Origin of the sequence: Streptomyces sp. NBC_01232, from assembly GCF_035989885.1 — a bacterium.
In the GTDB taxonomy this organism is placed as follows: domain Bacteria; phylum Actinomycetota; class Actinomycetes; order Streptomycetales; family Streptomycetaceae; genus Streptomyces.
Map to the genome: position 1 here is coordinate 7,952,325 of NZ_CP108518.1, position 19,733 is coordinate 7,972,057.

A 19,733-nucleotide genomic window follows, 5' to 3' on the forward strand; every position below is an offset into this window, starting at 1 on the left:
GTGCCGTGTGGCGCCGCGGTCCCTCGCGTCCTCGCGGTGCCGGTCATTCGTCCACGTCGAGCAGTCCGGCGGGCATCGCGAACGGGGCGTCCGGATCGGGCGGGCCGATCGGCCCGGCAGCCACCTCGACCAGTCCCGCGGCCGTGTCCAGCCGGTCGAGGCAGGTCCGGGTGTCGTCGGCCTCGCACACCACGAAGGAGTGGCGCGCCAGATAGCCGCCCGGAGGCAGCCGCAGGGTGGTGCCCGGCTCGGCCATCGGCGCCGCGGCGACCAGGCCGGGGGCCCCGGCCGGTACGCGAACCGAGCGCAGCACGCAGTCCCGCTCCGGGTAGCCGAACCGGATGCCGGCCACCGCCCGCCGGGTGGGTCTGGTGTCGGGCCGCTGCCCGGTCGCCACGTCGAACAGCACCTCACCCGGCTCGATGCCGGTGGCGGTCCTGCCGAGGAACGGGATCAGGTCCCCGCCCAGGCGGCCGTTGATCTCGATGACGAGGGGACCGCGCGGGGTCAGCCGCAGTTCGCTGTGGGTGATGCCGTCCTCGATGCCGAGCGCCCGGTGGGCGCGGGCCAGGGTGCTCATCAGCTCCTGATCGGCCATCAGCGGGTCGGCCGCGTCGACCAGGTGCCCGACCTCCTCGAAGTACGGCTGGTCGCTGCTGTGCTTGCGGGCGAGGAACATCGGAAGGTACTCGCCCTTGTGGACGGCGCCGTCGACGCTGATCTCCGGGCCGGGGGCGTACCCCTCGACCATGGCGCTCGCGCGGTAGGGCCCGGGATCGACCTCGCTCGCGGCCAGGGCGATCCGGAAGGCCGCCTCCACCTCGGCCGCGTCGGCCGCGAACACGACACCGATGCTCGCACCCATCGCCCGGGGCTTGACCACGACCGGATATCCGATCCGGTCCGCCGCCGCCCTGGCCTGTCCGGCCGTGGTCGTCAGCTCGAAGCCCGGCTGGTAGAGGCCCGCGGCGGTGAGCTCGGCCCTGGTGCGCCGCTTGTCGCGGCAGCCGCGCACGCCCAGTACGGACAGACCCGGCACCCCGAACTCGGCCGCGAGCAGCCCGGCGTCCAGGACGAGCGGCTCGTCCCAGCACATCAGTCCGACGATGCGGCGCCGGCCGGCCACCTCACGGGCCGCCGCGGCCATCGCCCCGGAGTCGAAGACGTTGGCGACGATGATCTCGTCGAAGTAGTCGCGCTGCCAGGTGGGCTTCAGGTTGTTGAGCAGCACCATGTCCAGCCCCGCGGCCCGGGCGCGCCGGCGGATCGGCGCGATCAGGTACTCCCGGTACACCTTCAGCCCGCTGCCGATGACCAGCAGGGTGTCGTTGCCGCCCGTGCCGCCCCGGCCGGTGCCCATCACACCCTCCCGGAGCCGGCGTCGGCGCGGCGGGTGAGGAGGTCGGTGAGGATGTCGTGGGAGCGGTGGGCGAGGACGCTGATGAGGGAGTCGGCGATGCCGTGGGTCTCTTCGTTGACGCCTTGGAGGTAGACGGCGCCCCAGGCGGATTCGCCGAGGTCCACCCGGTAGTTGCGGCTGACGGTGACCTCGTCCAGGCCGACCCGGGCGGCCAGCTCCCGTACGAGCGCCGGCTTGCGGGCGTCGAAACCGGTCCCCAGCACCACCAGGTCGCAGCGCAGCGGCTCGACCTTGCCGCTCAGCCGGTCCCGCAGGTCGAGAACGACCTCCCCGCCCTCGGTCCGCGCACCCGCCACCTCGGTCATCGCGCGCACCTCGGAGCGCTGCGGCCCCACCATCTTCTGGCGGTACAGCATCGTGTAGAGCTCGTCCAGGAAGGGCGGTGCGAGCCCGGCGTAGTTCGTGAACCGCATTTCGTCCAGGAGCTGTGCACGGACCTCGGCCGGGCTGTCGTAGAACTCGTCGACGAACGACGGGTAGAACAGCTCGTTCACGAACTTGCTCGACTGGTAGTTCTGCAGCCCGATCGAGCGCACCACCATGGTGATCCGGCTCGCTGGCAGGTTCTCGTGCAGCGCGAAGAACATCTCCGCGGCGCTCTGCGCGCCACCCACCACCACGACGCGGACCGGTTCGTCCTTCGGTATCTGTGTGATGCGGGTCCGGTACTGGGCGCTGTGGATCAGGCGGTCCGCGGGGAGGCCGGCGAAGACCTCGGGGACCCGGGGGTCGCGGCCGCCGCCGATGACGAGGTCGCGGCAGCGGATGGTGTCCCCGTCGGTGAGCCGTACGCTCCAGCCGGTCAGGGAGCCGTCGGCGCCGTGCACGGGATCGACCCGGGAGGCGCGGGCGTCGTAGCGGATCCGCACCTTTTCCAGGGAGGCGGCTACCCATTGGAGGTAGTCGGAGAACTCCCACCGGAAGGGGTGGAAGGTCCCCAGATTCACGAATTCGTCCAGCCTCCCCTGCGCATGCAGGAAGTTGAGGAAGGAGAACTTGCTGCTCGGATTGCGCAGTGTCACCAGGTCCTTGAGGAAGGACACCTGGCTGCGCGCCCAGGGCATCAGCAGATCACGCTGCCATTTGATGTCCGGCCCCTGCTCCAGCAGCAGTGTGCCGTCGGCCAGTTCGGCCGGTCCCGACTCCTCGATGGCCACCGCCAATGCCAGATTGGCCGGACCTGCACCGATCGCCAGAACACCGACTTCCCGATCAGTCACTCTTCCCCCTCGATATCGATTCGGACCATGCCGGCGGCGGCCTCGGCCCGCCGGAGCGCCTCGGCCGGGCTGTCCGCGGTGGCCATGACGATCCCCGCCCGGTGCCAGGAGTGGCGCAGCTCCGCGACCGGGTGGCCCGGCTCCACGGTGACCGCGGCCAGGAACACGCCGTCCGCCCGCCGGGCGGCCTCCACACCGTGCACGGCGGCCACCCGGCCCGGTGCGGCCGCGAGGAACCGCACGGCCGCACCGCCCTTGGCGCGCCGGGGCAGCCCGCCCGGCAGCGCCTCGCCCTTCAGTACCGCGTAGTAGCTGCGCAACAGCTCCACCGGATAAGCGAGTTGGATCGTGTCGAGGATGCCCCCACCGGGCAGCCGCCCCGCACACTCCACGAGGTACGGAACACCGTCCGAGACGATCCACTCACCGTGGACGAACCCGTCGCGGAATCCGACGGCCTCGACCAGGAGCGCGGTCCGCGCACCGAGCAGCCGCGCGAGTTCGTCCGGGATGTCGGCCGGCACGACGTGCGCCAGCTCCACCGGATGGGGCCCCGGGAACAGCTGCTTGCCCGTGACATTGACGAACAGTGCGACGCCGTCCCGCACCAGCATCTCGACGCTGTACTCGGGCCCCTCGACGTACTGTTCGGCCAGCATGGCCAGCGCCATGGGCCGGTCGGGCACGAAAACGCCCTCGTCCTGGACGAGGCAGTCCGCCCACGCCCCTTCGACCTCGGCCGCGTCACGGATCACCCTGGTGCCCACCGATGCCTGACGGTTCGCCGGCTTGAGCACGACGGGCCCCGGCCGGCCGCGCAGGAAGGCCCGTACGTCGTCCGGACCCCGGACCGGGACACTCACCGGGTTCGCGATGCCCGCGGCCGCGCTGACCTGCCGCAGCAGCGCCTTGTCACGCAGGATCTGCGCGGCGCCGAGGCCTGCGCCCGGCAGGCCGTAGCGTTCCGCGAGCCGGGCGGCGAACGGGGTCGCGTACTCGATGGCGGGGACGACCGCGGCGGGGTCGAGTCCGGGATGGGCGTTGAAGAACTCGTCGGCCTTCCCCGCCAGGTGGTACTCCCACTCGATGAGGCCGCGGACGAACGCCACCCCCTCGAGCTGCTCGTGCACCCGCCGCTTGCGGACGACGTCCGGCTCCTCGACGTAGATCACCGAGTCGTCCGGCTGGAACGCCCCGATCGCGGCGAGGGTGACGCCCACGAATCCGACCACCAGGACCGGCCTGCCTGCTCCGGCCACCGCCGCCGGCCGTACTCCGGGCCCGGCCCCCGGACCCTGCCCGGTCACGAGGCACCCCCGACGACTTCAGGCTTTCCGGCGGAGTCCGGCTCGGGGTCCGTCACGGCGACCGGTTCGGGCGGCCGTCTCACGCCCGCCAGGGCGAGCAGTCCGGCGACGGCCGTGACCACACCGCACAGCACCCAGAAACCGCTCCCGAGCCGGCTCCAGGCGTAGACCCCGAACAGCGGGGCGAGGGCCCCGGCCGCGCCGCCCACCGCCTGCATCGTGCCGATGTAGCGGGCCTTCACCGTGGAAGGGAACGTCGCGGGGTGGGCGAACATGCTCGGAGCGGCGATCATGATGCCCGCCACGACCAGCACCGCGCCCGCAATCGTGAACGCCCCGGACCGGGAGGACAGTGCGTACACGGCGAGTCCGACGGCTTCCACCAGGTGGCCGGTGATCACGCGGACGTGCTTGGGCAGCCGGCTCAGGTACGCGGTGATCTTGAGCTCGCACGTGATGAGCACGACCGAGGACACCGTGAGCACCGTGCTGTAGAAACTGGTCGGGTAATCGCTGGCGGCGAGCTCCAGTGGCAGGGCGATATGGCCCTGGGCGTAGGTGAGCGAGCCGAGCAGGACGGCGGCCAGGTAGGAGAGGTACTTGCGGTCGCGCAGCATCGCGGCGTAGCCCGAGGCGGCGGGCCCGGCGGGCCCGGCGGGCCCGGCCGGCTCGCCACCGGCGGCCGGGGCCTCGGCCGCGGCTGTCGCCGCCCCGGCGGAGGAGTCCTGCCCGTCCTCGTCCCCGGCCCCCTCCGGCGTGGTCTTCCGCGGCAGCAGGACGAAGGCCAGCAGGGCGTAGACCAGCGCGGTACCGCCGTCGATCCAGAACAGCAGGTCCCAGTCGACCAGGATGAGTCCCGCGGCGATCAGCGGCGCCAGCGCCGCGCCCATGTTCAGCGCGATGCGCATCATCGAGAACGCCATCACCTGGTACCGGTCCGGCATCAGGTCGCTCAGCATCACGGCGGCCGCCGGCCGGTAGGCCTGGGTGAACAGGCCCGCGAGCCCGACGACGACGAGCAGCGGCCACAGCATCCCCGGCCCGCTCAGCCACGAGATCGCCGCCACCAGCGGGGCGGAGCCGGCCATCGCCGTCACGATCGTGGCCCGCGGCCCGAACCGCTGCGTGAACTCCGCGCCCAGCATCGTTCCGAAGATCGACCCTGCGCTGTAGGCGACGAGGGTCAGACCCGCCGCGGCGACCGACATGCCGCGGAAGGTCAGGTACAGCACGAGGAACGTCTGGACGAACGCGCCGAGCTGGTTGACCAGCACGCCGCCGAGGAGATACCGCACCGGCGTCGGGGTCGCCCTCAGCGCCTCGAACACGCCGATCGGGGTTTCCTCCTTCTTCATGCCGCTCCCTTCATCAAGGCATCGACGATCCGCCCCGCGACGAGCGGAGCCTGGCTGAACCCGGAGCCACCGCAGGCCGCCCGTGACCACACGGCGGGACCCACGCGGGCCAGAACCGCGCCACCGGTGTCCGCGGCGCACGCGTAGTGGCACTCCTTGACCGCCGCCACCGTGTAGCGCTCCAGCCCGGACAGCGGCGCCGCCCGCGCCAGCCGCTCCACCCAGGGCGCCTGGTCCTCGCGCGTACTTCCCGACGTACTGGGCACTTCCCGGGCGACGGCATCGGAGCTGATCTTCAGGAGCGCGCCCCCTCCGGGCGGCATCGCCCACGCCCGCCCGTCCGCGCCGATGCCGCCCGCGGCGGGCGCCGTCCGCCACCACCGCGCCGCATCCGCGGGCGGCCGCAGGTAGACCATGGTCTGGCGGTGCAGGACGACTTGATGCTCCACCAGATCCCGGGTCCACGGCCCGGCCGCGACCAGCACCAGATCGGCCCCGAGCTTCTCACCGCCGGCCAGCAGCACGTGAGCGCAGTCCACGTCGATCCGGACGACCGGGCTGTACGGCCGCACGCTCACCGCGGGATGCCCGGTGAGCCACCGGACCGCGGCCCGCAGCACCCGGTCCGCCAGCAGCACCCCGCCGTCGGCCTCCAGCACCGCGGCCGAGCCGGCGGGGAACGCCAGGTGCGGCAGCCGCTGGGGCTCCACCGTCCGTACGGGCACACCCGCGGCGGCGGCCGCCGCGGTCACCGAGGCCAGCTGTTCCCGGGGCCGGGCCGTGACCACCCCCACACGCCGGTAGAACCCGGCCCCCAGCAGGGCCTCCAGCTCGAGCCACCGCCGGTGGGCGGCGACCATCCGCCCGGTGGCGTCCGCGTCGTCCGCGCTGAGAGTACGGATGACCCGGTGCTGGTCGGACGAACTCGACCCCGGATTGGGGACCGGGCCCCGGTCCAGCAGGGTCACCCGGTGGCCCGCCCGCGCGCATTCCACCGCGGTCAGCAGCCCGGTGACGCCCGCTCCCACCACGATCACCTGCCGGGAGGCGGCGGCCGCCCTCAAGTTCCCGTCTCCGCCAGCCGCGGCAACCGTACGGGCGTGACCCGCGTGGCGTACGACCGGGCGGGGACAGTCCGGTCCGGCAGGGCCTCCCCGGCCAGGTCGATCAGCACCGGCGCCGCGCAGCGCAGGAACACCTCCACCTCGTGGCAGAAGTCGCCCGCGTCGCCCGGACCCACCTCCCACCGGTCCAGCCGCGCCAGCTGCTCGGACAGGGTGAAGGCCACCGAGGTCAGGCTGAACCGGCGCACGTCGTAGGCGGCGGAGAATCGTTCCAGCATCAGTCCGGCGGCCACCCTGGACCGCTCGGACACCGGCAGCGGCCCACGGCCCGCCCACGCGGCGGCCTTGTCCGCCACCCGGTTCCAGGGCCGCACGAGCCGGGTGCCCGTCACGTGCTCCAGGGCAGCGCGGCCGAAGTTGGTGCGCTGGAAGTCCGGGCCGGTCACGGCGAGGTAGAAGCGGATGAGATCCCTCGGCACCTCGGCGGCCAGTTCCCGCCCCGTGACGACATGGCCGCGGCTGGTGGAGAACTTGTCGTGGTCCAGCTCGTAGAACTCGTTCGTGACGAAGTGCTCGGGCAGCGTGTAGCCGCCCAGCGCCAGCAGCATCGCGGCCCCGACCACCGCGAAGGCGAAACCGGCGTCGGAGCCGAAGAAGTACGCCACCTGCGTGCCGGCATCGGAGAACCACAGCTCGTCGTCGGCGGCCGGCACCGCCCCGCGCTGCTCCGCCGCGAGCGCGGTGCAGTGCATGCTCCAGGCGATGGCCTCGGCATCCGCGTAGATCACCTGGCCGGCGACCTCCGGGAACGGCGCGGGGATCCCCCAGGAGATCGGCAGGGTGACGGGATAGTCCGGGAGCGGCCGGGACAGGATCTCCTCGATCATCTGGGCCAGGCGCGGCCGCATCGTCGCACTGCGCCCGGCGAAGTACTCCACGAGCGCGTCGCGATGGTCCTCCAGGGGGAGCACCAGGACCTGCTGCTCCCGCAGTTCGACCGGATCGTAGGGGTCCAGGGTCGAGCGCGGTGCGATGAGGTCGGCGGATGCGATCCAGTGGCCGCAGTTCTCGCACAGCCCGGCGCAGCCGTCGGCGAGGCACACCGGGCAGCCGCCGCGCACGTAGGCGTCGGTGAGGTACTCGCCCGTGCGCGGAGCGTACGGGAACCTCACGGCCTGGAGCCGGAGCCTGCCCGCGCCGTGCAGGCGTTCGAAGAAGTGCCGGACCGTCTTCACGTACCGGTCGTCGAACCGCACGAACCCGTCCGGTTCAATGCCGACGGCCGTCAGGGTCTCCTCCACCTGCGCGGCCGAGCGGACGCGCAGCTCCTCGGGCGGCACGCCCAGTCTCCGGGCGGTGGTCACGATGTAGTTCTGCGTGAAGTGCACGCCCGTGCCGAACAGCACGTCCTGGCCGGCGGAACGCGCGTACCTCGCACAGACGTCCGCCGCGAGGAACGGGCCGGCCAGGTGGCCCAGGTGCAGATCGCCGTTCGCGGTGGGGCCGGGGGCGATCACCAACGTCCGCTTCATCACGCGCTCCTGTACTCGGTGACCGCGGCGGCGACGGCCCGGCCGTCGGTGCTGCCGGTGCTGTCGGTTCGGTCAGTGCTGTCGGCGCGGCGGGTGAGGAGGTCGGTGAGGATGTCGTGGGAGCGGTGGGCGAGGACGCTGATGAGGGAGTCGGCGATGCCGTGGGTCTCTTCGTTGACGCCTTGGAGGTAGACGGCGCCCCAGGCGGATTCGCCGAGGTCCACCCGGTAGTTGCGGCTGACGGTGACCTCGTCCAGGCCGACCCGGGCGGCCAGCTCCCGTACGAGCGCCGGCTTGCGGGGGTCGTAGCCCGTGCCCAGCAGGACCAGGTCGCAGCGGAGCGGTTCGGTCTTCCCGCTCACCCGCTCCCGGAGGTCGAGCACCACCTCCCCGCCGTCGAGGCGGGCCCCGACCACCTCGGTCATGGCCCGGACGACCGACCGCTCGGGACCGAGCATTTTCTCCCGGTAGATCATCGAGTAGAGCTCGTCCAGGAAGGGCGGTGCGAGCCCGGCGTAGTTCGTGAACCGCATTTCGTCCAGGAGCTGTGCACGGACCTCGGCCGGGCTGTCGTAGAACTCGTCGACGAAGGACGGGTAGAACAGCTCGTTCACGAACTTGCTGGACTGGTAGTTCTGCAGCCCCATCGACCGGACCACCATCGTCACGCGGCTGGACGGGAGATTCTCGCGCAGCGCGAAGAACATCTCCGCGGCGCTCTGCGCGCCACCGATCACCACGACGCGGACCGGTTCGTCCTTCGGTATCTGTGTGATGCGGGTCCGGTACTGGGCGCTGTGGATCAGGCGGTCCGCGGGGAGGCCGGCGAAGACCTCGGGGACCCGGGGGTCGCGGCCGCCGCCGATGACGAGGTCGCGGCAGCGGATGGTGTCCCCGTCGGTGAGCCGTACGCTCCAGCCGGTCAGGGAGCCGTCGGCGCCGTGCACGGGATCGACCCGGGAGGCGCGGGCGTCGTAGCGGATCCGCACCTTTTCCAGGGAGGCGGCTACCCACTGGAGGTAGTCGGAGAACTCCCACCGGAAGGGGTGGAAGGTCCCCAGATTCACGAATTCGTCCAGCCTCCCCTGCGCATGCAGGAAGTTGAGGAAGGAGAACTTGCTGCTCGGATTGCGCAGTGTCACCAGGTCCTTGAGGAAGGACACCTGGCTGCGCGCCCAGGGCATCAGCAGATCGCGCTGCCATTTGATGTCCGGCCCCTGCTCCAGCAGCAGTGTGCCGTCCGCCAGTTCGGCCGGTCCCGACTCCTCGATGGCCACCGCCAATGCCAGATTGGCCGGACCCGCACCGATCGCCAGAACACCGACTTCCCGATCAGCCACACTTCCCCCTCGAACACAGAGATCCGACTCGCGGACGGGCAGTAGCGAGGCTAGATTTCCGCCGTTCCCGATCGATAGGGGAACTTGTCCCGTCGGCTGGGGAATCTCGGGCCGGGAAGCGGCACTGACCGGGGAACCGGTCGGGTGGTCCGACAAATGGGGGGCCGGGTACCCCCAAACGGAGGGTGCGGTGACACCCCTTCGAGGGAACCGGGCAGATCGACCCAGGCCGGAAGGCCATCAGCTGCCGAAGGAAAGGACGACGGCCCCGCTCGGGGCCGTGCGGTGCTCCGGCATCGCTGTGCGGTTACAAGGAGATGTCACGTGTCGCGTGTTCTGAAGAGTGCGGGCCTTGCCCTGGTGCTGGGCCTGGCGGTCATCGGCGGTGCGTCCTCGGCGTCGGCGGACGCCACCGCGGAGGGCATCGCGGCCGGCTCGCCCGGTGTGCTTTCGGGCAACCTGATCCAGATCCCGGTCCACATCCCGATCAACCTGTGCGGCAACAGCATCAACGTGATCGGCGCGCTCAACCCGGCTGCCGGCAACGTCTGCGTCAACGCCTGAAGCTCGTGAAGCGCGGCTCATCCCGGTCGGAAGGTCGACCGGGATGGGCCCGCGCCCGGGCCGCCGTCAGGTCAGGGTGCGTACGTGCTGGTCGCGCAGCTCGTAGCGGGCGGCGTGCACGGCCAGTTCGCCCGTCGCCACCCTCCGCGCGAGGTCGGGCTCGGCCGCCAGTCTGCGCCGTACGTTGAGCACATGGGCGTTGATCGTCGCGTCGACGCGGGCCTCGCCCTGCGTGCTGCGGTCGATGGAAGGCCGTATCTGATCGGCCAGGTACTGGACATGAGCGGGGAGCGGTTCGCCCGTCCCGTCGGCGCGGACCGCCGCGGTGACCGCCCCGCACGACTGGTGCGCCAGGACGAGCACCAGCGGTACGCGCAGCTCCAGAACCCCGTACGCGATGCTCCCCAGCACGGCCTCGTCCAGCACCTCACCCGCCGACCGGACCGTCAGCAGATCACCCAGCCCCTGGTCGAAGACCAGTTCCGGCGGAACCCGCGAATCGATGCAGCCCAGCACGATCGCGAAGGGCTGCTGGCCGTGGGCGAGCCGGCGGCGCAGGGACGCGGACTCGTGCGGGTGCTCCTGTCCCTGGGTCCTCCACCGCCGGTTGCCGGCCACCAGCCGGCTCAAGGCCTGCGCGGGGGTGCTCACGCGCTCGGCGCCCTCCTGGTCCCATGAGGTGGCGAGAGCGGGAAAGGCCGCACCGAGGGTCAGACCCGCTCCGGCGGCCGCCGTACCCGCAACGGCGGTGCGCAGCAGGGCGCGTCGGCTGCTCCGAGCCGGTGCGGTTCGTGTGTTCGAAGACATGGCCGGACCGTAACCCGCTCTTCCCGTAAGGGAGTTGATCAGGCGGGCACAATGGCGTGATCCGCTCGCGGGCGGGCCTGATGGGGGCGGGATCTTCTCAGCATGCGGGCGCCGGGGTCAGGGAGCGCCTTCCGTGCCCGTGGGCCGCGCCGGAAGAGTGTCGCCGTCGGCCTGCCCGGCGCCGATCCGGGAGGCGAGTCGCCGGGTCGCGGCCTGCGCGCCCGATGCCATCCGCCGGGCCTCCGCCTCGAGTGCCGCTTCGCCGCGGCCGGTCAGGCGGTAGTACTTGCGAAGCCGGCCCCGGTGGGTCTCCTCGCGGTCGAGCTCGATGGCTCCCTCGGCCGTCAGCCGGTCCAGCACCCCGTAGAGCGTCCCGATGCGCAGCTGCACCTGCCCTTCGGACAGGGCGGTGGTCTCCCGGACGATGCCGTAGCCGTGCCGGGGCTCGTCGGCCAGCGCGGTCAGTACGTAGAACGCCGTACGCGTCATCTCTCGCGGGGCCATGAAGCCAGCATATCCTGACAATCAGGATATATTGGATGCATCTCGGTCAGGCGGCGGCCTGTGCCTGCAGGGCCGGGTGCCAGACGGCCCGTACGGACTTCCCGGACCGGTGGGGCCGTACGGTCACGGACGAGGCCAGCTGCTGCACGATGCCCCAGCCGAACCCGCCCCCGTTCTCGGGGTCGCCCGGCCGCGGCGCCGGGAGGGTACGGCTGCCGTCGTGGACCTCCACCACGAGGCCCTCCTGCCGGCACGACATCCTCAGCAGCCAGGCGCCCTCCGTGTGGCGGACGGCATTGCCCAGCAGCTCGCTCACCACGAGCAGCACATCGTGCACGTCGGCCCACGGACACCTCGCCTGCAGGAAGCGCCGTGCGGCGCGCCGGGCCAGCGCGGTGTTCGTGCGGGAGGAGTCGAGGACGAGCATGGCAAGAGGCTCCTGCTCAGGAGGGAACGGTCGGAGGCGGGCCGAAGGGCCGTACACCAGGTTCCCAGCGGCCGAGCCGGTAGGGCCATCGGCATTTCGGCCGACCCGGGCCCACGTGCGAGGCTTGCCCCGCACCCGGGAGGAGACCACACCATGCACACGCCGAGCCGGCCCGAAGACCTCGAACACCCCGAACTGCTGTGGGCCAGGGCGGTGACGATGGCGGTGGTGGACACCGCCTGTTCCACCGGCACCGAGTTCGCCCTGGACGACGACGGTCTGTGGTGCCACTCCACCGGTGGCGACGGCTGGTGGCGCCTGACCGTACTGGACGGGGGACACGCGGTGTTCTGCGGCCAGGACCCCGACGGCAGCCACACCCACGTCGACGGCGAGCAGATCGACTTCCTCGCGGACGGACCCGACTGGCTGCCCTGGGACCTCCTGCGGGACGACGCCGCGGGCAACCTCTTCGGCTTCGTCTACTGGTGGCAGGACGGTGCCTGGCACCGCATCCCGTACCCGGACGAGCTGCAGGAGGACGGACTGGAGGGGGCCGCCGCCTGGGTCGGCGCGGACGAGGAGGAGTTCCTCGGACTGACCGTGTCCTCGTTCGACGTGCCGGGCAGGATTCCCGCGAGCCTGACCGGGGCCGTCGCCCGGTTCGCGGCGCTCGCGCGGGAACGCAAGGCCGACGCGGCCGCCGTGGCGGCCCTGTTGGCGGCGGGCCACACCGAGGGGCGGCCCGCCCCGCGCCTCGACGCGGCACTCGACCTCGCCACCCGCGCGGGCATCCTCGCGTAGGGACCGTCGGACCGCCGGTCCCCGTGGCGTGACGGGAAGCACCCGGCATGACCGGGGACCGGGGGACCGGCGTACGGCAGATGGCGGACGGCACTTGTGGAGCCGCGCTGCGGTCAGCACGCTTGATCCATGACCACTCCCGCCCCCGGTCCGGTGCGGCCTCCTGCGACGGCCCGGCCGGACGAAGCACGCCGGGCGCTGGTGGCGGGATCCGTGGGCAACTTCATCGAGTGGTACGAGTTCGGGATCTACGGCTACTTCGCCACCGTCATCGCGGCGCAGTTCTTCACCCCCGAGGGCGGCAGCGCGGTGGAGGGGCTCGTCAAGGCGTACGCGTCGTTCGCCCTGGCCTTCTTCTTCCGTCCGGTCGGCGCCGCGGTGTTCGGGCGGTTCGGTGACCGGGTGGGCCGGCGGCCCGCGCTGGTCCTGGTCGTCTGTCTGATGACCGGTGCCACGGCGATGATCGGCGCGCTGCCGACGTACGCCTCGATCGGCGCGGCCGCGCCGTGGCTCCTGACGCTGCTGCGGATCCTGCAAGGACTTTCGGCGGGCGGGGAGTTCGGCGGGGCGGTCTCGGTCATGACGGAGTGCGCGCCACCGGGCCGCCGGGGCCTGTACGGAGCCTGGCAGTCCTTCACGGTCGCGCTCGGCCTCCTCGCGGGCGCCGGTGTGGCCGTGGTCCTGGCGAGCGTACTGACCACCTCGCAGCTGCACGGGTGGGGCTGGCGGGTGCCCTTCCTGCTGACCCTGCCGCTCGGGCTCGTCGCGCTGCGGCTGCGGTTGCGGCTGCCCCCGGACGAGCCGCCGGCCCCGGCGCGGCCCGCCCTCACGGCGCCCGCCCTTGTGCCCGGGCGTCGTTCGGCGGAGACGGTCCGGGCCGTGGCGTCGGGCATCGGGCGGATGATGGGCTGGTCGGCGGCCGGATACACCTTCCTGGTGGTCCTGCCCTCCTACCTGCAGAGCACGCTCGGCACCACCTTCCAGCAGGCACTGCTGGGCACCGTCCTGGCGAACCTGGGGTTCGCCGCGTCGATCCTGCCCGCCGGCGGGCTCAGCGACCGGATCGGGCGACGGGCGGTGATGGTGGCGGGGGCCCTGCTGGTGGCCGTGCTCGCACTCCCGCTGCTGCACGTGGTGCAGGACCCCGACGGGTCGCCGTACGCCAAGGGAGCGGCGCTGTTCGCCGCCGGGGCCTGCGTCGGCCTGATGGCGGGTCCGGGACCCGCGATGCTGGCCGAGATGTTCCCGGCCAGGGTGCGCTGCACCGGGCTCGGGCTGGCGTACGCCCTGTCCAACGCCGTGTTCGCCGGCTGTGCGGGACTGATCATCACCGAGGTGGCCGAGCGGACCGGGGACGTCGACGTCCCCGGCTACTACGCCGCTGCGACCTGCGCGGTCAGCGTCGCCGCACTGCTGACGCTGCGCGGGGACGACCACGAGCGGGCGCTGCGGTGAGCCGCCTGCGCGTGATCGGGCTGATGTCCGGCACGTCGTACGACGCCATCGACGCGGCCGCCGCCGACCTCTCCCTCCATGGCGACACGCTGGTGCTCACGCCCCTCGGGATGATCAGCACGGCCTACGACGACGAGCTGCGGGCGGACCTGGCCGGGGCCCTGCCGCCCGCCGCGGCGGACCTGGCCACGGTGTGCCGGCTCGACACCCGCATCGGGCGCGCCTTCGCCGCGGCGGCGGTGCGCGCGGACGAGGAGCTGTGCGGCGGACGGGCCGACCTGGTGGCCTCGCACGGGCAGACGGTCTTCCACTGGGCCGAGGACGGCCGGGTGCACGGCACGCTCCAGCTCGGCGAGGCGGCCTGGATCGCCGAGGCGACCGGCCGGCCCGTCGTCTCCGGATTCCGCACCCGCGATGTGGCGGCCGGGGGACAGGGAGCGCCGCTGGTCAGCGTCGTCGACGTGATGTGGCTGCGGGGCCGGCCCGGGGTGCCGGTCGCACTCAACCTGGGCGGGATCGGGAACGTGACGGTCGTGCCGGGCGGCGCGGAGGGGGCCGGGGGAGAACCTCTGGCCTTCGACACCGGACCCGCGAACGCGCTCATCGACGCGGCCGTGCGCGCGCTGGCGGGGCGCGACCCCGCGGACGCGGCGTACTCGATGGACGCCGGCGGAGTTCTCGCCGCGCGGGGCACCGTCCACCCACCGCTGTTGCGCAGGCTGCTGGACGAGCCGTACTACGCCCGTCCGGCGCCGAAGACGACGGGCAAGGAGCTCTTCCACCTGCCCTATCTGCTCTCGGCGCTGGACTCGTGCGGGCCGCTGCCCGTCGAGGACGTCGTCGCCACACTGACCCGGCTCACGGCCCGCACCGTGGCCGATGCGATCCGGCCCTTCGGGGCGACCGAGGTGATCGCGTCGGGCGGGGGGACGCGCAACCCGGTGCTGATGGACCGGCTGCGGGAGGAACTGGGCGGGGCCGGCGGTTGCGCGGTGCGGTCCTCGGACGAACTCGGGCTGCCCGCGAGGGCGAAGGAGGCGTACGCGTTCGCCGTTCTGGGCTGGCTCACCGCGCACGGCCTGCCCGGCACCGTCCCCTCGTGCACCGGCGCCCGGCACGCGAGCGTCCTCGGCTCGATCACGCCGGGCGGTCCGGGGCTGCGCCTGCCGGGGCCGCCGGCGGCCGCGCCGGTCCGGCTGACCGTCGGGGCACGGGGGGATCAGCCGGGCCGGCGGCGTTCGTGACGTGAGTGGCGTCCGTAGCGGGCGCGCCAGCGCGCAAGGAGCTCGGCCGGAGTGCGGGGCGAGGGCGTCGGCTCCGCGGGCCACTCCTCGCTCCGCGTAAGGGGCAGGAGCGGCATGAGGGAGCGCGTTCCCCCGATCTCCAGCGAGCAGAGCGGTGCGCCGCCGGGGATGTCGGCGCGCCCGATCCGGACCGTGAAGGGGCGCGGTGCGCCGCCGTCGGTGAGCTCGCCGCGCAGTTCCGTCACCGCGCGGCTCTCGGATGGCGTGGAGGACACCACCTTGCCGTCGACGAGCAGCTCGGTACGCCCACGCCCCGGACTGCGCACGACGGTGATCGAGTGGCCGTCCTGGTCGAGGTGGAAACGCTGATGGGCCCGAGCCTGCATGGCCGCCTCCTGGATCCGTCCCGCGACTCCAGCCTAGGCAGCGTCTTGTCGATCATTTGTCGAGCCAGATGAGGGTGCTGGCGAGGGTGATCGCGGCCTGGTAGCGGGCGGGATGCTTGTCGTAGCGGGTGGCGATGCCCCGCCATTGCTTGAGGCGGTGGAAGCAGCGTTCGACGACGTTGCGTCGCCGGTAGACGGCCCTGTCGAAGTGGCAGGGCCGTTCCCGGCGCCGGGCTCGGCCTGCGAGTTGGTCGACGCGCTCCGGGATCGTGGCTTTGATGCCGCGCCGGCGGAGGTAGGCGCGGAAGGCCCGGGAGGAGTAGCCCTTGTCCGCGATGACCCGCTCGGGCCGCAGGCGGGGCCGTCCGGGCCCGCCGCCCGCGACGCGGATGAGGCCGATGACGGTCTCGGCCTGGGTGCAGTCGTTGCGGGTGCCTGCGGTCAGAACGAAGGCCAGTGGCCGGCCGCGTCCGTCGCAGGCGAGGTGAATCTTGCTGGTCAGCCCGCCGCGGGAGCGTCCGAGGGCCCGTTGTTCGAGCCCCCTTTGGCGGCGGTGTGCTGGTGGGCCCGCACGATCGTGGAGTCGATCGAGACCAGCCAGTCCACCTCGCCCGTGGTCTGGGCGGCGGCCAGGAGGCGGTCGAAGGTGCCGTCGGCGGCCCAGCGGGCGAAGCGTCCGTGGACGGTCTGCCACGGTCCGAACCGCTCGGGGAGGTCCCGCCAGGGCACACCGGTGCGGAACTTGAACACGATGCCTTCCAGCACCTGACGGTGATCACGCCACCGCCCACGAGCCCGGCCCACCGGCGGCAACAACGGCCCGATCACCGCCCACGCGGCATCAGACAACTCAGCTTCTCTCACGACCGGACCAACGATCCGATGATCGGCAAGACACCCCCTAGGTCCTGTCGTCGGAGTAGCGCCGGTTGCGGGCCAGGCGGGACTTTGACGACAGGGCCGAGGGGGCTGGGCGGTACCTCACCCGGTCGGCAGCGGCGGCCGGTGCTGCGCCCACGGCCGGACGGCCTCCAGCTGCGCCGCCACCCGCAGGATGCCCAACTCGTCGTCGCGGCGGCCGACCAGCTGCACGGCGAGCGGCAGACCGTCCGCGCCGACACCGGCCGGGACGGACGCCGCCGGGTGCCCGGTGACGTTCCACAGGGCGGTGTAGGCGACCATCGGGCGCGAGCGCACCATCGCCGTCAGCAGTCCGGCACCGTCCAGTGCGCCCGCCGGGCGGGGCCGCTCGGCGATGACCGGGGTCACCAGCAGGTCCATGGTGGTGAACATCCGGTCGGCGCGCTCCGCAAGCCGCTCGCCCGCCCTGATCCCGCGCTCCACGGCGGATTCGGGCACCAGGCGGGCCAGCGCGAGGGCGCTGCGGGTCCGCCGCTCCAGCAGATCGGTGCGCTCGACCGCGGCGGCCTCCGCCCGGACGCCGCCGCAGAACTGGGCGACGAACGGGGCCGTCGCGTCGGGGTAGCGGGGGTCGACCTCCCGCACGTCGTGGCCCAGTTCGCGCAGCGCCCGTACGGTCTCCAGCAGGGCTTCGACGTGCTCCGGATGCGGGCGCACCCCCGGCACGGCGGGCTTGGCCGAGTAGCCGATGCGCAGCCTGCCGGGCGGGGTCTCCAGGGCCCGTACCCAGCCGGTGTCCGCGGGGCCGGGGCCCGGGCCGGCGCTCCACCGGTCGGTGGGGGTGGTGCCGGCGAGGACGTCGTAGAGCAGGGCGGAGTCGCGCACGGTCCGGGTGAGGGGGCCCACGGTGCCGAGGGCGTACCAGAGGTGGGCGTTGGGGGCGGTGGAGACGCGGCCGCGCTGGGGTTTGAGGCCGAACAGACCGCAGCAGGCGGCCGGGATGCGGATGGAACCACCGCCGTCGCCGCCGAGCGCCGCCGGGACCAGACCGGCCGCGACGGCGGCGGCGCTGCCGCCGCTGGAGCCGCCGGGGGTGCGGGTGGTGTCCCACGGGTTGAGGGTGCGTCCGTACGCGGCGGATTCGGTGAAGGGCCACTGGCCGAACTCGGGCATCGCCGTCTTGCCGATGACGACGGCCCCGGCGGCGCGCAGGCGGCGTACGGCCTCGGAATCGGCGGTGACGGGGCTGCGGTTGGCGGCGCCGCCGAAGGTGGTGACCTGCCCGGCGACGTCCAGTTCGTCCTTGACCGCGATCGGCACGCCGTGGAGGGGGCCGAGGGGCTCCTGCGCGTCCCGCGCGTCGGCCTCGGCGAGGGCTTCGCGGGCCAGGACGATGCGGAAGGCCCCGAGGGCCGGGTCGGAGCGGGCGATGCGGCGCAGGGCGGCTTCGACGAGGGCGCGGGAGGTGGCCTTGCCGGTGCGTACCTGTTCGGCCTGCTGCTCTACCCCGAGGAACATCGACTCCGCGTCGTCCCGGTCCTGTTCCCTGCCCGCCGCGTCGTCCCTGTCGATGGCCACTACGTGTCCCCCTCGTCCTTACCTGCCGGTAACTGCGGCCAAGGCTGTCCTTCCACGGACCGCGCGTCAAGCGTGTGGGGCCGAAGTCGGCCTGTGAGCAGCCTGGTTGGGGGCGACATGGTCTGACGTCCCGCCGCGTCGCGGAGAAGTCCGGCTACCGGTCGACAGGATCCTGCCGCCAGGCGCATCGTGAACGTGGTGGCCGGCCGGCACCGTCGGCGAACCGGCGGGACTCGCTCGTTCAGGTGACCCCTCTGCTCTCCGCCCCGGCGGGAGGGGACCCGGTGCCACGATGTGGCTCGAAACGCACGTGCGAGCGCCGTGGCATCCGCCGCTGACCGGGGGAGGGCCCTGATGCGCGGAACAGGGAGGCCCGGCGGTGACCGACTCCATGACGGACACCCGGTCCCGGATCCTCGGCGCCGTCCTGCTCGTGGTCGGCTGGCTCGTCGTCGCCTGGGCGCTGACGGCGGCGTACGACGCGCCCTGGGCCACGTACACCGGATCGCCGGAGTGCGACGGGAGGGCGATGCGCCCGGGCGACGTGTGCATCAGCACCGGATCCAACAACGGTACGTACGAGGAGATCGTCGCCCGCAGGAAGGCGCACGCGAAGGCGAATGCCTGGAACACCGTGGAGGCCGCCGGGTTCGTCGGCGCGGGCCTGGTCTACGCCGGGGCGGCCGTCGCCGGGGTCGTCGGCCGCCTGCGGGAGCCACTGCGCACCTCGCTCGTCCTCGGCGCCGGTACGGTGCCGATGCTGGGCGTCGCCGCGGCTCTCTGGCCGCTGCAGGCCCGGGTCGAGGCGGCATCACCCGTGCCGATCGGACTGCTGGGCCTGCCCGCCGCGGCCGTCACGGCCGCCCTGGTCGTTTTCGCCCTGTCGTCCTACCTGGCCGCCCTCTGGGACGGGCCGCAGCAGGAGGACGCGCCCCACGGCGGGGCGCTTCCGCCGACGGGCGAGGAGGTCGAGGCCCGGCGCACAGCCGCGTCCGCGGCCTTCGACCTGGGTGAGTCGGACGACCCCTGGGCCGCCCGGCGGATCACGAAACCGCGCCCGGCCCACTACCCGGTCTTCGCCGTTCGCGGCGTACAGGCCATGGGAGTCCTGGTGTTCGCGGCGTCCTGCCTGCTCGCCGTCGCCCTCCGGGCGGGGGCGGCCGACCTGCCCGGCTGGCTCCCGGCCCTCGGGGCGGGCGCCGGCGGCCTGTTGTTCACCGTCCACGGACTGCGCTTCCCGCACCGGGGCGGCGGACCGGTGCGCCGGGGGTACGCCGTGGCGGCCGTGTCGGCCCTCGCCGTCGCCGCGGGTGAGCTGACGTCCCTCTCTGCGGTGACCTGGCCCGGCCTGCTGAACGCGATGGCGTTCTCGGCCGCGTTCTGGACGCTCGCCTCGTGGTTCGGCACGACCCTGCCGAACGCGCCGGTCGCGGGGAGGGTGGTGTACACGCTGCTGGGCCTGACGCAGCTCCAGACGGCTGCCGTGGTGGTGTCGGCGGCGAGTGCCTCCGCGTCCTCGGTGGTGTCCGAGGTGGCGGCGTACGTCACGGGCGCCGTCGTGTTCGCGTGGGCAGGCCGGTCGTTCGACCGCGCGTCGAAGGCGGAGGCCCTCGGCGCGGTGCCGCCGACCGTCTCCGTCACCTGCCTGGCCGCCTCGTCGGTGCTGCTGGCCGTCACCGCCTACCGGACCGCTGTCGGGGGCTCGGGCTGGTTCGTGTGGGCGGTTGCCGCGGGTTGCGCCCTGGTCGGCGCCGTCCAGGCCCACGCGGCGGCCGCCCGCGTGGGCGCCGCCGACCGGTCCTCGCCGTCGGGAAGCGGCTGAGTACACGCGACGGCGGAGGGGGTTGACCGCCGCCTGCAACACG

The 19,733-nt window shown here is 73.0% G+C and carries 17 protein-coding genes and 1 pseudogene; 5 read left to right on the forward strand and 13 right to left on the reverse strand.

Annotation, left to right across the window (positions count from 1 at the left end):
* Positions 1–43: 43 nt before the first annotated feature.
* From OG444_RS36505 to OG444_RS36535, 7 genes are read right to left on the reverse strand one after another with little or no spacing between them, the layout of a single operon-like run.
* Positions 44–1,360 carry an ATP-grasp domain-containing protein gene (locus OG444_RS36505; RefSeq protein ID WP_327266151.1) on the reverse strand — a complete coding sequence of 439 codons (1,317 nt, stop codon included), beginning with the start codon at positions 1,358–1,360 and terminating at the stop codon, positions 44–46.
* The gene (locus tag OG444_RS36510; RefSeq protein ID WP_327266152.1) at positions 1,360–2,640 is read right to left on the reverse strand and encodes a lysine N(6)-hydroxylase/L-ornithine N(5)-oxygenase family protein; all 1,281 of its coding nucleotides are present in this window, start codon (positions 2,638–2,640) and stop codon (positions 1,360–1,362) included. The genes OG444_RS36505 and OG444_RS36510 overlap by 1 nt, the downstream gene beginning before the upstream one ends.
* A complete protein-coding gene (locus tag OG444_RS36515; protein WP_327266153.1) occupies positions 2,637–3,947 on the reverse strand; it encodes an ATP-grasp domain-containing protein in 1,311 nt (436 codons plus the stop codon). The genes OG444_RS36510 and OG444_RS36515 overlap by 4 nt, the downstream gene beginning before the upstream one ends.
* Entirely contained in the window at positions 3,944–5,302 is a 1,359-nt protein-coding gene (locus OG444_RS36520) for an MFS transporter (RefSeq protein ID WP_327266154.1), read from the reverse strand. The genes OG444_RS36515 and OG444_RS36520 overlap by 4 nt, the downstream gene beginning before the upstream one ends.
* A complete protein-coding gene (locus OG444_RS36525; RefSeq protein ID WP_327266155.1) occupies positions 5,299–6,366 on the reverse strand; it encodes an NAD(P)/FAD-dependent oxidoreductase in 1,068 nt (355 codons plus the stop codon). Before OG444_RS36525 ends, OG444_RS36520 begins: the two co-directional genes overlap by 4 nt.
* Positions 6,363–7,898, reverse strand: a complete 1,536-nt coding sequence (locus OG444_RS36530; protein ID WP_327266156.1) for a class I tRNA ligase family protein — start codon at positions 7,896–7,898, stop codon at positions 6,363–6,365. Before OG444_RS36530 ends, OG444_RS36525 begins: the two co-directional genes overlap by 4 nt.
* On the reverse strand, positions 7,898–9,238 hold the full coding sequence (locus OG444_RS36535) for a lysine N(6)-hydroxylase/L-ornithine N(5)-oxygenase family protein (protein WP_327266157.1): 1,341 nt from the start codon (positions 9,236–9,238) through the stop codon (positions 7,898–7,900). The genes OG444_RS36530 and OG444_RS36535 overlap by 1 nt, the downstream gene beginning before the upstream one ends.
* A 324-nt stretch (positions 9,239–9,562) precedes the next feature.
* Here OG444_RS36535 and OG444_RS36540 point away from each other — a divergent pair, with 324 nt between their 5' ends.
* Positions 9,563–9,802, forward strand: a complete 240-nt coding sequence (locus OG444_RS36540) for a chaplin (protein WP_327266158.1) — start codon at positions 9,563–9,565, stop codon at positions 9,800–9,802.
* Between the two features lie 66 nt (positions 9,803–9,868).
* Here the strand turns inward: OG444_RS36540 and OG444_RS36545 are convergent, their stop codons facing one another.
* The 3 genes from OG444_RS36545 to OG444_RS36555 form a co-directional block, all read right to left on the reverse strand.
* Positions 9,869–10,609 (reverse strand): carbonic anhydrase, encoded by a 741-nt coding sequence (locus OG444_RS36545; protein ID WP_327266159.1) that lies wholly within the window; start codon positions 10,607–10,609, stop codon positions 9,869–9,871.
* A 117-nt stretch (positions 10,610–10,726) separates the two neighbouring features.
* Positions 10,727–11,113, reverse strand: coding sequence for a PadR family transcriptional regulator (locus OG444_RS36550; RefSeq protein WP_405791844.1), 387 nt, complete (start codon positions 11,111–11,113; stop codon positions 10,727–10,729).
* A 46-nt stretch (positions 11,114–11,159) separates the two neighbouring features.
* On the reverse strand, positions 11,160–11,540 hold the full coding sequence (locus OG444_RS36555; protein WP_327266160.1) for an ATP-binding protein: 381 nt from the start codon (positions 11,538–11,540) through the stop codon (positions 11,160–11,162).
* Between the two features lie 153 nt (positions 11,541–11,693).
* On the opposite strand from OG444_RS36555, the gene OG444_RS36560 reads away from it, so the two are divergent.
* The 3 genes from OG444_RS36560 (at position 11,694) to OG444_RS36570 (ending at position 15,043) form a co-directional block, all read left to right on the forward strand.
* Positions 11,694–12,344 (forward strand): hypothetical protein, encoded by a 651-nt coding sequence (locus OG444_RS36560; RefSeq protein WP_327266161.1) that lies wholly within the window; start codon positions 11,694–11,696, stop codon positions 12,342–12,344.
* A 129-nt stretch (positions 12,345–12,473) separates the two neighbouring features.
* On the forward strand, positions 12,474–13,799 hold the full coding sequence (locus tag OG444_RS36565; protein ID WP_327266162.1) for an MFS transporter: 1,326 nt from the start codon (positions 12,474–12,476) through the stop codon (positions 13,797–13,799).
* A 5-nt stretch (positions 13,800–13,804) separates the two neighbouring features.
* The gene (locus OG444_RS36570) at positions 13,805–15,043 is read left to right on the forward strand and encodes an anhydro-N-acetylmuramic acid kinase (protein WP_327267043.1); all 1,239 of its coding nucleotides are present in this window, start codon (positions 13,805–13,807) and stop codon (positions 15,041–15,043) included.
* Here OG444_RS36570 and OG444_RS36575 read toward each other — a convergent pair.
* From OG444_RS36575 to OG444_RS36585, 3 genes and pseudogenes are all read right to left on the reverse strand, one after another.
* Entirely contained in the window at positions 15,019–15,429 is a 411-nt protein-coding gene (locus tag OG444_RS36575) for a hypothetical protein (RefSeq protein ID WP_327266163.1), read from the reverse strand. The two genes, OG444_RS36570 and OG444_RS36575, sit on opposite strands and share 25 nt — an antisense overlap.
* 52 nt (positions 15,430–15,481) lie before the next feature.
* A pseudogene (locus tag OG444_RS36580) lies at positions 15,482–16,293 on the reverse strand (IS5 family transposase).
* A 117-nt stretch (positions 16,294–16,410) separates the two neighbouring features.
* Positions 16,411–17,868: an amidase gene (locus tag OG444_RS36585; protein ID WP_327266164.1), complete on the reverse strand. Its 1,458-nt coding sequence runs from the start codon at positions 17,866–17,868 to the stop codon at positions 16,411–16,413.
* A 379-nt stretch (positions 17,869–18,247) separates the two neighbouring features.
* On the opposite strand from OG444_RS36585, the gene OG444_RS36590 reads away from it, so the two are divergent.
* The gene (locus OG444_RS36590) at positions 18,248–19,690 is read left to right on the forward strand and encodes a hypothetical protein (RefSeq protein ID WP_327266165.1); all 1,443 of its coding nucleotides are present in this window, start codon (positions 18,248–18,250) and stop codon (positions 19,688–19,690) included.
* Positions 19,691–19,733 lie beyond the last annotated feature (43 nt).